Below are 11,650 nucleotides of genomic sequence, written 5' to 3'. Positions count from 1 at the left end.
ATGGGTTTGTGGTAAACACCATTTTAAAGGAAGCTGATCTTTTTTGTCCGAACAGCGTTCGGATTAATTTTACAATCTACCAATTACTAGATATGCCCAAAAGTTACTGGAATAGTCCCTCTAACGTCGATAAATTTGTTATAAAACCCATTAAAGAAGAATTAACTCCTTTGTTTAGAGGATTAACGGTTAGAAAAAAATATGGTAAAGGGCGTGGGAAACCAGTTATTGGCTATTCGTTTACCTGGAAACCCGAAAAGAAAGATGCCAATGATTTCTCACAAGGCCAATTACAAGATGAGCGTCAAAAGCTTTTTAATATTCAGCATAATGGTGAATTAACAGAGCAGGAAAAATGGCGCGCCATTGACAAGGTTAAAGGGTTAACTTTAGGCTCTACTGAGAAACAAGCATTGGCTGATAAACAGGCCGAGCACGATAAAAAAATAAGAGATCAAGCAAGACAAGAAGCACTTGCTGAACTCCGAAAGGGGTTTGGAAATAATGCCTAAAACAATTAGAGAACTTGCTGATGAATTGGGCGTTTCAAAGCAGGCTATATGGCAAAAGATAAAAAGAGATGCGTCAATCGATTTACGTCAATTTACATCAACAAAAGGTAATACTGTTTACGTTGATGTTGATGGGCAAAAAGCTATTAAAGCAATGTTCTCAAACAATTCGTCAACAAGATACCGTCAACAAAAAGATGATGTTGACGACAACAAAAAAGATGCGGTTGATGGACAAGATGAAGTGAAATTCCTTCGAAATTTAGTATCAGAAATTCAATCTGAAAAGAAAGAGTTACATAAGTTACTAGATCAGCAACAAAGATTGGCCTTACAGGACAAACAACTGCTCGAAGAATACAAAGCAGAAAACGACAGATTAAAAGTTCTCAAAATGCCCTCACAGGAAACAGAATTCAAACACTTAGACAATCAATATAAAGATGAAGTGAACGGGAACGCTCTTAAAGAGAAGTTGGAAAATTTGCAGGAACAAATCAAAGTTCAAAAAAGGATAGAAGAACAAGAAAAACCAAGAAAATGGTGGGGACTATGGCGAAAATAGATGATTCAGTTAAATTGACATCATTTAAAGGTAATTTATATGATGTGATGAAGTTAATCTTAGCTAAACGTGGGGTAAGTGTAGGACGAGCACGTAATCCTTTACCACATGTAGAAGATGATGAAATGGATCATGTTGAGGTAGTACGGCAACATATTGATGATGCAATTGCTGAATTTACTAAATAATAAAAAAACGCCGAGTCTCCTTAAAAGAGGCTCAGCGTTTTTTTAAATCTGTGACCAGACGTCCGCTCCCAAAGTAGGGAAGAGAGGTACGATGCGGCCTAGTTGTTCAGCTGTATATTGAAACTCAATTGCTGGTAATAAAACGTTAATTGCATCGGCAGCATGTTCACTAACTTCAGCTGCTCCTACAAGATGATGGTCTTGATCGTAAATCAAGGTGTTATCACCAATTGTTTCCTTATCAACTTGGCGGAACCATCCGTCAGGAAGATGATTAGTTTTAATGGTGTAATCAGGATTTTGCTGAGCTTCTTCGACGCTCATACCAACCTGTGCGATTTGTGGTGAGGTAAAGACAATGGTTGGGATGGGCGGATAGTTGATTGCGTCAGTAGTCTTTCCTGTGAAAAGTTGGGTTAAATAACTAGATTCAAAGATCGCAGTCGGGGTGAGCTTAGGCTGTTCTTTATCAAGCACATCACCAGAAGCATAGATGTTATCAATGTTAGTTTGAAGATGATCGTTAACTTCGATCCCGTTAGCATTGTAACTAACGCCTACTTCGTCTAATCCGATGTTTTCGATGTTAGGAATTCGTCCGGTAGCATCCAAAATCCAGTCGGTGGTGAGGGTTTCGTGATCGTTATAAGACACGGTAAAATGAGAACCGTCTTCCTCAAAACGATCCACCTGAGCGTTGTAAATGAACTTCACCCCTCGTTTTTCGAGGTCGGCAATGACTTGTTTTACGTAATCTTGATTAAATTTGCGCAACGCCCGATTATGGCGTAAAAGTACAGTGACGTTCGCGCCGGCAGCATTGGCAATCGTGGCAAATTCCATGCCGATATAGCCCGCGCCAATAATTACGATATTTTCAGGAAGCTGTTTGAGGTTCATAAAATCGGTACTGTCATGCGTAAGTTCTGAGCCCATAACATCTAGATGGTGGGGACGTAGCCCCGTTGCAATCACGATTTTGTCAGCGGTGTAGCGCTGTTGATCCACTTCGATGGTGTGAGCATCAACAAATTTTCCACGACCGTGAATAATTTCGATGTCAACAGAGTCGAGTAAACCAGTAATCATGTCCGGCAAGCCGTCGATGACTTCGTGTTCATGTTCTACATTGGCAGTCCAATCCAGCTTTAAGTCACCATTTACAATGCCATCAAGGCGTTCTTGGTGGCGTAAAAGTTGAACCGGGTTGTCCAGCGTAATTTTCGCGTTGCATCCACGGTTTGGACAAGTTCCCCCGATTTTGTCCGCTTCGATAATGGCGACTTTTTTACCACTATTAGCTAGTGGAACCGCCCCGTCGAAGGCACCATGCCCCGCGCCTAAGTACAAAACATCAAATTGATAACTTTCAGTCATTTAATTACCTCCATCCTAAATTTAGGTGAATAAATAATTACCATTGTTGGCACGAGCATAGCAGAGGATAGGTGCGAGTTGCAAGCGATTGCAACTGAAGAGAACAAAAAGCAATCCTTAACTTTAAATAAGGATTGCTAAAAAATATCTTACTAACGTTTTAATGATTTAATCGATAGCATTGAAATACCACCAATCAAGGAAAAAATAAATGAAACAATAAAAATTCCAGAATAACCAAAAAGACTTATGACGGCAGCGGCTAAAACGGGTGCGATAGCTTGTGTAATTGTATTACCTAAGTTGTAAACACCTAAGAAAAATGCAACACGATTTTGATCGGGGATAACTTTTAAGTTTAATAAATTATCAAGTGCGTTCCATAAGCCCATTCCTAAACCGGCAGCTAAGGCGTAAAGAATAATACCAGTATTATTTCTTAAGAAGAACAGGGAGAGACCTGCAATTGCTAATAAGATAGTTGAGAGACCTACTGGTAATTTCAGTATTTTAAATTTATTAGATAGTGGCCCAGCGACTAATCCCATCAAAATGCCAAAAATAAGCATAATCATGTTAACAAGTTGGATAGAAGATTGAGTTTGATTACCACGATGAAGAAAGTCGGTCATTATATATAAAATGTATCCTGTAATTGCAAAGTTTCCAACTCCCTGAAACATTTTTCCTATAAGAGCTAGGTAGTAGTCGCGCCAATTTGCCAAGAAGGAAAAATTAACTTTACATTTTTTAAAGAAAACTTTTCTTTCTTTTTAGTTGAGGTTTCATCTAAATTAGAAGGCTCATGGACAATCAAAGTTGCAATTAATACGCCAGCAAATGTGAATATACCAAAGACTATAAATCCTAGTCGAAACTGGCTAAGGAACAAAGCACCGATAACGTTAAATCCGTTATTACCTAAAGCCATGCCTAGACCACCATAAGCAGAAGAAGCAGTCCCCTTTCCATCTTCAGGTGCAAAGGATAATCCAGATTTAAAAAGCCAAGAGCTAAAAAAGCCCAACAAACTTTACAACAATAATCGTAAAAAGCGCCTAGAAATAGGCTTTTTTTCATGTTTCGACGTTTGAGAAACGCATTCTAAGTCCAGTTTTTATTAATAAATGGGTTAATGTCCGCTAAATGAATATATAAACTGCGTCATAACTTAACAGTTGTGGCCTCTTTTTTGATACTGTATAATTAAAGGGTTAGAACCGTGTCATTACTTAATGACATAAGTAAGGAGATAAAAAGATGAAATATGGCTATGCGCGGGTCAGTACCACTGATCAAAAATTAGCAAATCAAATTGAGTTACTAAAATTGGCAGGAGCAGAAAAAATCTTTCAAGAAAAGTTTACCGGCACAACTACCGAACGACCGGAGTTTCAAAAACTGTTGCGCGCTCTAAAAACAGGTGATACTTTGATTGTCACTAAGCTGGATCGGTTTGCGCGGAACACGCGCGAGGCCTTAGCCATTATCCAAGAGTTGTTTAAAGAAAATGTCAAAGTTAACATTTTGAATATGGGCTTAATTGACAATACGCCGACTGGCCAATTAGTCTTTACAATATTTAGCGCCTTTGCGCAGTTTGAACGCGATATGATTGTCACGCGCACACAAGAAGGTAAATTGTATGCCAAGCAACATGATCCGTTGTTTCGGGAAGGGCGACCGAAAACGTATTCTGATGAACAGATCAGATTTGCTTATGAGTTACGAAAACAAGGCATGACCTATAAAATGATTGAACGAAAGACAGGGATTAGTAAACGCACGCAGCAGCGACGGTTTAAGTTAATTGAGAAACCAAGTGATACTTCTAAAATCTAAGACAGGTAAAGTGCTCCATAATTGTTAGACAAGAAATCTAACAGTTATGGAGCACTTTTTCTATGGTCAAATATAGTTCAGAATTAAAAGCAGAAGTCGTTAGTGAATATCTTCAAGGTGACATTAGTATCAGTCTTCTTTCAAAGAAACGTAACTTGCCTCGAATACAAGTAGGTAGATGGATACAAAACTTTCGTTTGAGCGGCGCAGACGCTCTTAAACGAAGAAGAGTTAAACGAAGTTTCTCAGTTGAGTTTAAAGTTGATGTGATAAACTACTATCAAACTCATGATGAAACTTTAGCCGAAGTATCCGCAAAATTTGATGTTAATTCTTGTCAAATCAGTCTTTGGAGGACAGCCTTCAATCAGTATGGTATAGAAGCCTTGAAGCCTCATCCGAAAGGCAGAAAAACCAAAGTGAAACATAATAAGAAGAAATTACGTAAGTTAGTAAACAAGAACGAAATCGATCAACTTCGTGAAGAATTGACGAAAAAGAATCAAGAATTATATGATGAAAAATTGGAGAACGAAATCTTAAAAAAATCAATGACCCTGTTCGGAACCTCAAAGGACGAAAGAAAACACAAATAGTTGATCAGATCAGGGTCGAACAAGAGTCTCTTCCGAAATCTAACCGGTATAAAGTCGGCGATATTCTTAAGACCATTGGACTTAAGAAAGCGACTTATCATGATGAACGTAAACGTATCAAAAATTATGTAGATAAGTATGAAGATGTAAAAGTAGAGATACTAAAAATTGCCGAAAGCGGAAGATATCGCGGACGTCTAACCTACGGTTATCGTCACGTTCAAGAAGAGCTCATTAAATTAGATATCCATCTATCAGACGCCGTAGTGCGTCGTTTGATGGATGAATTAAATGTTCAAGTAAGCCTTTATAACCGCCACAGAAATGGTAGATATTCATCTTATAAAGGTACAGTTGGAAAAGTGGCCCGTAACGTTCTACATCAGCATTTTAATGAAACCGTACCTTTCAAAGTATTACATACCGATGTTACACAAGTACGCTTGGCCGATACTAAGTGGGCTTACGTTTCAGCTATTACTGACGAAGCAAGCAAGGAAGTTTTAGCATTTCAAGTAAGTAATAGTCCTAACAGTAAACTAATTATGGATACACTCGATGAACTCACAGAAAATATTCCGGAAGGAATAAAACCAATAATTCATTCAGATCAAGGTTGGCATTACCAATTGAATTACTATACCGATAAACTCTCTGAAAAAAAATTTATACAAAGCATGTCTCGTAAGGGAAACTGTCTTGATAATGCGCCAATTGAAAGCTTCTTTCATCTTCTTAAAACAGAATGTCTTAATGGATTTCCACAGTGTAAAGATATTGGAGAATTCAAGGAAATCACAAAGAATTACGTCGATTGGTTTAACAATCGACGAATATCACAGAAAACAAAAGGCATGACTCCCTGCGAATACAGGGAACATGCCTTAGCAGTTTAAAAATATTCAATTTTGTCTAACTTTTGTGTTACCCTTTAGAAGGGGTGCAGCGATTACCGCCAACGATGTCAAGCTGAGTACGACGAAGTACGATCACGAAAGCTACCAGGCAGGGCCGTTGATGCCGGGGTCCTACACGTTTAAACTTGAAGGTAGTACCGGCTCGGCCAAAAAGCAGGTTGATTTGATGGGGCAAGCCAACGTGGGCAAGGCCGTCAAACTACTTACAACCACCACGACAACTTCAACCGACGATGTGGATGAAAATGATAGTGACGACACGGAAGATTCGAACCAACACCATACGGGAAAAGCGCTAAGCGTGCTCTCAAAGGACGCGGCGACCGCGGTTTCCGTCATGGCTAACAAAGAAGACCGGGACGCCGACGACTACACGTACGTTGAAAGTCAGCCGTGGGATAACGTGACCGAAATCAAGTTATACGATGAAGACAGCGATAAGCTAGTTGATACTTATCGCTACGATAAAAAGAATGATATCTTAGCAAAGTACGACGACGCAACGAGTAAGTTTGTGGAAGTGAAATAGGGGACGGGAGTCGGCAAGTAGTTACCGACTTTTTTAGTGGAAATATTGGTTCAGTGACGATAATTAGAAGATTTGGAAAACCGAGCCACCTTTGCGTTCGCCCAGTTTCGTTAAAATTAAGGACAGATATAATTAAAATGATGAGAGGAGTTTTTTTAGATGCAGGCAGTGACTTTCGAGCAACTCGGTGGGCCGGAAGCGTTACGATTGCGGGAAATTGACGAACCGCAACTACGGGCCAATCAGGTACTGGTCCGGGTGCAGGCCGTGGCGGTCGACCACGTCGATACCTTTGTTCGTAGTGGGGCGTTTCAAACGGCACTGGCCACGCCGCACGTTGTCGGCCGTGATTTGGTCGGCACGGTACTGCGGGTGGCGGCCGGCGTGACTAACTTTGCGGTCGGTGATTTGGTTTGGACCAACTCTGCCGGTTACGACGGGCGGATGGGGGCGACCGCCGAAATGGTGGCGGTTGCTGCCGACCGGCTTTATCCGGTGCCATGCGGTGTGGACGCCCGCCAACTGGTGGCGGCGGTCCATTCGGCCGCGACGGCCGCGATTGTGTTGCAAGACGTCATGCAACTAACCCGCGGGCAGGCCATCCTAATCGAGGGGGCGGCCGGGAACGTCGGCCGTAAGTTTATTCAGCTAGCGCACCAGTTAGGGGCGGTCGTGACGACGACTTCCGCAGCGCGCGACTTTGACCGCTGTCGGCAATTGGGAAGCGAGTTAACGTTGGATTACCACGAACCGGTGGCGTCCCAGTGCGACCGGCAGTTTGATCACATCATTGATACGTCCGGTAAGGTGCCATTGCAGGCTAACTTGGCGGCGCTCAATCAGGGCGGCCAGGTCACGCTGATCACGGCGCCGGCGGATAATCATTTTACCTTCGACGTCCGCCAGTTTTACATGGCCCAAAAGCAAATTAGCGGCTTCGTCATCAGCCACGCTACCGACGACCAACTAGCGCGGGCGGCAAAGTGGTTAAATCCGCAGTTTGCCGCGGGTGCGTTACTCGAAGACGACCTCAATTGCCAGCCGTTTGCGGCCGCTGCGGAAGTACACGCCGCCCTGGAGCAGGGGCGTGATCACCACCAGCGGTTTGTGCTGGTGCCGCCGACGGAAAAAATTTAAGTGCCTAAGGTTGAAAAAACGGTTGCGGTTTGACGTGTACCCTTAAAGTTGGAACCTGTATGTTCTTGCTTTAAAATTGAATAAATATTTTTCTAGGCAACTAGATTCTGCTCATATTGAAGTGGAGTTTGGTTGCCTAGTTTTGTCTGAATACGGCGTTCGTTATAAAAGTGAATCCATTCATTAATTGCTTGGCTTAATTCTTCTTGATTGCTATAACTGGTATCAGGATCAATTTCTGCTTTCAGTTTACTAAAGACTGTTTCACAGGCAGCGTTATCCAGACAGGTTGCTCGATGCGACATGCTTTGCCTAATGTTTCCCTGACGAAGTAGTTTGTGCCAAGCACGATGTTGATAGTGCCAGCCTTGATCAGTATGTAAAGTTAATTGGTATCCTGTATGAGGTAACTGCTTAAGTAATTGCTGGAGTGGATCTAATGCGAATTGAAGATTTGGATGTTGACTGACTGACCAAGTGAGAAGCTGGTTAGTTGCCAAGTCCTTAATAATTTCTAAGTACACTTTTCGCCCATCATGAGCCTTTAATTCTGTAATGTCACAAACCATTTTCTGATATTTACGGTTACTCATAAAACGCCGATTTAGCTTATTCTTAGCTTTCTTGCCATTTGGTCCCTTAGAGGAATCATACTTACGGACTCGCCGATTATATTTGATACATTTAAGTCCCATTTCATGCATTAAGCGCTGAATGCGCTTATGATTAGGTGTCTTTTTACCAATTAAGCGATAGTAGTCTCGAATTTGAGTGCTTAAACGGCGTACGCCGTATTCAGCTTGGTAGTAGTTAAAGAGGCCTTTAATGGCTCTTCGTCAACTGTTGTTGGTGAATCCATATTTCGAGTTCTAATCACTTCGTGATTAGGGCTCTTTTTGTTTTGATTTTGAAAACGTATAGTACTCGAGTTCTAAACCTCCAGAAGCTGCGATAGCCAAAACTGGCTCGTTTGATCGCCTTGATTTTATTATTAGAACCTTCCAAAGGACCATTTGAATAGTGTGTGGTAAAGGTGTTACGAATCTCATCATGATGGCTTTCAAGTGTTTTAATCGTGTTCTTCATTTCTTCAGAATACGTTTTGTTATTCCAAAATGCCGCATTGTAGTTATGCCAATCTTGATGTTGGACAGCTGACCGGACGCTGTTTAAGACTTGATAAGTTTGTTCTAGTTCTGAATCCAACGATAACAGCTGATGGACAACATCGGTGGCAGCCATCCAGTAAGGAAAATTAGTCCACTTTTTGAATTGTTCAAAGTTAAGCTGTTCAGTTGGTACTAACAACAGCTTCCAGTAGCGCTTAAGGGCGTGAAATTCGCGAGAAGACGGGGTAAACTTCTTCATCACCTTGATTCTGGTTTTGTTAAACGCCCGATTTAGGGCGTTGATAATATGAAACTTGTCCATGACCACCATGGCATTGGGGAACACGGTCTGCACAAGCTTGGGGTAGGTATAATTCATATCAGTCACAATAATTTTGACGTTTTCTCGGGCAGCTTGATCGAAGCGGTAAAAATACTTCTCTAGTTTATTGATGGTTCGATAAGGGAGTAAGTCGATTAATTCATGGGTTTCGCCATTCATGAACTCAAAGCTCATGGCACCAGTAGCGCTCTTGGTACTCTTCACCTCATCCATTAAGATGATCTCTGGTAAATAGTGCCAATTGGTTTGAAAGTCTCGTTCAGCGCGCATTAATTGGCGGCCCACAAATGAATCTGATGCCGATACTTCATTGGCAATGTGCTTCAAAGAGACCGGTTCACCGAGCTTCTCTAGGCATTCTTTGCGGCTGGTGTTTGAAATTGTACAGTGTTTCGGAACTGCCACTGTTTGTGCAAGAAAGTTGCCGTGACATTCTTTACAGTGGAAATAGCGGCGCTTTAAGGCTAAGATGACGGTGTTGCTCAGGGTTCTGGTGCAAAAAATTCAGTTTAACTTATTTTGGGTATAATTAGCCTAAAAGGTGAGGTAGATATGATGAAAAATTATTTTAAAGGTCGGCATTTCCAACAAGACATTATTTTGGTAGCCGTTGGTTACTACTTCAGATTTAATTTGAGTTATCGTGATGTCGTTGAGATTTTACGTGATCGTGGAATTACTGTTCATCATACAACGATTATGCGCTGGGTTCATCACTACGGACCAATCTTTCAGGTGTTGTGGCGTCGGCATAAACATTCAGCTTCTCAAAGTTGGCGAGTGGATGAGACTTACATCAAGGTTAAAGGTCAATGGTGCTATTTGTATCGCGCCATTGACAATCAGGGATTAACGCTAGACTTTGAGTTACGTAAACATCGTGATTATCAGTCCGCTTACCATTTCTTGAAACGATTATTTACGACCGATGGTCGTCCCCATTGTTTGGTAACTGACCAATATGGTGGAACTTTAAAAGCCATTAAGCAAGTGATTAAAGACGGCTTATTGGAGAAAGCAAATCATCAATGTTCCAAATATCGCAATAATCTAATTGAGCAAGACCATCGATTCATTAAAAGACATCGGGTTCGCTCAGCTGGTTTTCAAACCATCCGAACTGCCGCTAAAACTTTAGCCGGGGTTGAAGTTGTCCATGCGATTCGAAAAGAAACCCGAAGAAATGGTAGTTTCTTCGGGTTTTCAGTAACCGCTGAATTGAAGCAATTATTGATAGCGTAAGCTGTCAATATCCAAGAAAAGTTAGTTAATGTGCATTTGTTTTAAATTTTGCACCAGAACCTCTATTGTTACATCTATACTGTTGGTTTAATATTATAATATAGCTTATAAATTTGATTTGAACTCTAATCCAGATTAAACAAATTAAAGTGTAATAGTTCACACGTTAGCACTATTAACCTCCACTTAAGGCAAGTTTTTATATCTTTTAAAGGAACCATAAATAATTATATTCCGTTACATTATTAAGGTAGCGTCAAGAATTGGATTGAAGTCAATATTTGAGACAGATTTTAAGAGACATTCAGAACCGCGTTTACCTTCCACAGCTCAAATAAATCATTAATCGCGATTAATAACTTATTTGAACCCTAGAGCAGTAGATCCATCTAGACTAGTTTTTTCTAATTCGCGAATTTTGGAAATAGAGATATTTTTATTAAATGTAGCAGAAACCATTGCTAAACAAGCGGCACCACAGTCACGTTCATCAACTTGACTAATATATGTAAATTTCATTTTTTCTCCAAATAATTATTAATTTATTTTTCAGTAAAGCTTCTATACAGTAAGGTGATGCCGATAACTAGTAGTATAATAGATTTCAAGTTTAAATTATTTGTGGTGATGTATGAAATACTACCTATAGTGGTTAGAACTCCCAAATAAAAATCGATGTTTTTATAAAACGTATGTTTACTCATATTAATACCACCTTTTATTATTATTTTAGCAGGGAGACAAAATGAATCAAACACCTATAAAAATAACACATGTGATAATTGCTTTTATTTTAATAATAATAGGAGTTGTTGGAGCAGTTACACCGTCTAGTTTTAACTGGTTGTCTACCACAGTGTTCGGTAGTGCAAGTCTGTTAATAATTTTTGGTTATAGACAATTCAAAAGTATGATGAGACCTATGAACAGACCTTATTTTTGGAAATTGGCAATGTTATTCGTACTGTCATTCCTTATTAAAGGAGGGTTAGTAGCCGTAGGTGAAATATTTCATTTAGTAGATGTTAATGCATTTCCAACCAATCCTGCTGTAGGAGCAGCAAATAACGGTGGTATTTTGTCTAATGTAATAGAGGTAATTAAAACTTCAGTTTCAATTGTAGGAGAAGAGTTATTAGTTGCTGGAATCACGTTGCCTTTGTATTTTTATGTAAAAAAAAATAAGTTTGGGTGGGTTTTGAGCAATTTAATTGGTCCTCAATTGTCAAATCAAGTGCAACACTAAGAATCTATTCTTAGAAGTGGTCTAGTTGCTAAGCTAGTTCAGGCATT

General features: G+C 40.3%; 13 protein-coding genes and 3 pseudogenes. 10 read left to right on the top strand and 6 right to left on the bottom strand.

Annotated elements, in window-relative coordinates; genetic code table 11:
- The 3 genes and pseudogenes from EKM73_RS12310 to EKM73_RS12300 all read left to right on the top strand — a co-directional run.
- Positions 1–512 (top strand): annotated as a pseudogene (locus EKM73_RS12310) (replication initiation protein); the annotation flags it as partial.
- On the top strand, positions 505–1,077 hold the full coding sequence (locus tag EKM73_RS12305; protein WP_125574589.1) for a helix-turn-helix domain-containing protein: 573 nt from the start codon (positions 505–507) through the stop codon (positions 1,075–1,077). The pseudogene EKM73_RS12310 and the gene EKM73_RS12305, both read left to right, overlap by 8 nt.
- The gene (locus EKM73_RS12300) at positions 1,065–1,265 is read left to right on the top strand and encodes a hypothetical protein (protein ID WP_020090466.1); all 201 of its coding nucleotides are present in this window, start codon (positions 1,065–1,067) and stop codon (positions 1,263–1,265) included. The genes EKM73_RS12305 and EKM73_RS12300 overlap by 13 nt, the downstream gene beginning before the upstream one ends.
- 42 nt (positions 1,266–1,307) lie before the next feature.
- Here the strand turns inward: EKM73_RS12300 and EKM73_RS12295 are convergent, their stop codons facing one another.
- The 3 genes from EKM73_RS12295 to EKM73_RS12285 form a co-directional block, all read right to left on the bottom strand.
- Entirely contained in the window at positions 1,308–2,642 is a 1,335-nt protein-coding gene (locus EKM73_RS12295; RefSeq protein ID WP_002831210.1) for a dihydrolipoyl dehydrogenase family protein, read from the bottom strand.
- 152 nt (positions 2,643–2,794) lie between these two features.
- Positions 2,795–3,367, bottom strand: a complete 573-nt coding sequence (locus EKM73_RS12290) for an MFS transporter (RefSeq protein WP_225416435.1) — start codon at positions 3,365–3,367, stop codon at positions 2,795–2,797.
- Complete coding sequence (locus EKM73_RS12285; protein WP_225416436.1) at positions 3,340–3,672, bottom strand: hypothetical protein; 333 nt, start codon at positions 3,670–3,672, stop codon at positions 3,340–3,342. The genes EKM73_RS12290 and EKM73_RS12285 overlap by 28 nt, the downstream gene beginning before the upstream one ends.
- Positions 3,673–3,902: 230 nt before the next feature.
- Here EKM73_RS12285 and EKM73_RS12280 point away from each other — a divergent pair, with 230 nt between their 5' ends.
- The 5 genes from EKM73_RS12280 (at position 3,903) to EKM73_RS12260 (ending at position 7,663) form a co-directional block, all read left to right on the top strand.
- The gene (locus EKM73_RS12280; RefSeq protein WP_014940888.1) at positions 3,903–4,484 is read left to right on the top strand and encodes a recombinase family protein; all 582 of its coding nucleotides are present in this window, start codon (positions 3,903–3,905) and stop codon (positions 4,482–4,484) included.
- A 62-nt stretch (positions 4,485–4,546) separates the two neighbouring features.
- On the top strand, positions 4,547–5,080 hold the full coding sequence (locus tag EKM73_RS12275) for a helix-turn-helix domain-containing protein (protein WP_125702103.1): 534 nt from the start codon (positions 4,547–4,549) through the stop codon (positions 5,078–5,080).
- The gene (locus EKM73_RS12270) at positions 5,008–5,976 is read left to right on the top strand and encodes an IS3 family transposase (protein WP_225421415.1); all 969 of its coding nucleotides are present in this window, start codon (positions 5,008–5,010) and stop codon (positions 5,974–5,976) included. Before EKM73_RS12275 ends, EKM73_RS12270 begins: the two co-directional genes overlap by 73 nt.
- Positions 5,977–6,001: 25 nt before the next feature.
- Positions 6,002–6,526, top strand: coding sequence for a hypothetical protein (locus EKM73_RS12265; RefSeq protein ID WP_225421410.1), 525 nt, complete (start codon positions 6,002–6,004; stop codon positions 6,524–6,526).
- A gap of 159 nt (positions 6,527–6,685) precedes the next feature.
- On the top strand, positions 6,686–7,663 hold the full coding sequence (locus EKM73_RS12260) for an alcohol dehydrogenase catalytic domain-containing protein (RefSeq protein WP_056936359.1): 978 nt from the start codon (positions 6,686–6,688) through the stop codon (positions 7,661–7,663).
- Positions 7,664–7,755: 92 nt separating this feature from the next.
- On the opposite strand, the pseudogene EKM73_RS12255 reads toward EKM73_RS12260, so the two are convergent.
- Positions 7,756–8,499 (bottom strand): annotated as a pseudogene (locus tag EKM73_RS12255) (IS3 family transposase); the annotation flags it as partial.
- A gap of 37 nt (positions 8,500–8,536) precedes the next feature.
- A pseudogene (locus EKM73_RS12250) lies at positions 8,537–9,610 on the bottom strand (ISL3 family transposase); the annotation flags it as partial.
- A 57-nt stretch (positions 9,611–9,667) separates the two neighbouring features.
- Between EKM73_RS12250 and EKM73_RS12245 the strand changes: the two are divergent.
- A complete protein-coding gene (locus EKM73_RS12245) occupies positions 9,668–10,357 on the top strand; it encodes an IS6 family transposase (RefSeq protein ID WP_125702101.1) in 690 nt (229 codons plus the stop codon).
- A gap of 360 nt (positions 10,358–10,717) precedes the next feature.
- On the opposite strand, the gene EKM73_RS12240 is transcribed toward EKM73_RS12245, so the two are convergent.
- A complete protein-coding gene (locus EKM73_RS12240) occupies positions 10,718–10,876 on the bottom strand; it encodes a cysteine peptidase family C39 domain-containing protein (protein WP_094104123.1) in 159 nt (52 codons plus the stop codon).
- A 226-nt stretch (positions 10,877–11,102) separates the two neighbouring features.
- Between EKM73_RS12240 and EKM73_RS12235 the strand changes: the two genes are divergently transcribed.
- Positions 11,103–11,603: a hypothetical protein gene (locus EKM73_RS12235; protein ID WP_125702100.1), complete on the top strand. Its 501-nt coding sequence runs from the start codon at positions 11,103–11,105 to the stop codon at positions 11,601–11,603.
- Positions 11,604–11,650: the final 47 nt, after the last annotated feature.

This window comes from Levilactobacillus fuyuanensis (genome assembly GCF_003946395.1).
GTDB classification, from domain to species: Bacteria; Bacillota; Bacilli; order Lactobacillales; family Lactobacillaceae; genus Levilactobacillus; species Levilactobacillus fuyuanensis.
This window is presented reverse-complemented; position numbering and strand designations above follow the sequence as displayed.

Excerpts from the sequence above, each read along its gene's own strand:
- EKM73_RS12305 (WP_125574589.1), top strand. The coding sequence starts at position 505 with ATGCCTAAAACAATTAGAGAACTTGCTGATGAATTGGGCGTTTCAAAG.
- EKM73_RS12300 (WP_020090466.1), top strand. The coding sequence starts at position 1,065 with ATGGCGAAAATAGATGATTCAGTTAAATTGACATCATTTAAAGGTAAT.
- EKM73_RS12295 (WP_002831210.1), bottom strand. The coding sequence starts at position 2,642 with ATGACTGAAAGTTATCAATTTGATGTTTTGTACTTAGGCGCGGGGCAT.
- EKM73_RS12280 (WP_014940888.1), top strand. The coding sequence starts at position 3,903 with ATGAAATATGGCTATGCGCGGGTCAGTACCACTGATCAAAAATTAGCA.
- EKM73_RS12275 (WP_125702103.1), top strand. The coding sequence starts at position 4,547 with ATGGTCAAATATAGTTCAGAATTAAAAGCAGAAGTCGTTAGTGAATAT.
- EKM73_RS12260 (WP_056936359.1), top strand. The coding sequence starts at position 6,686 with ATGCAGGCAGTGACTTTCGAGCAACTCGGTGGGCCGGAAGCGTTACGA.
- EKM73_RS12245 (WP_125702101.1), top strand. The coding sequence starts at position 9,668 with ATGATGAAAAATTATTTTAAAGGTCGGCATTTCCAACAAGACATTATT.
- EKM73_RS12240 (WP_094104123.1), bottom strand. The coding sequence starts at position 10,876 with ATGAAATTTACATATATTAGTCAAGTTGATGAACGTGACTGTGGTGCC.
- EKM73_RS12235 (WP_125702100.1), top strand. The coding sequence starts at position 11,103 with ATGAATCAAACACCTATAAAAATAACACATGTGATAATTGCTTTTATT.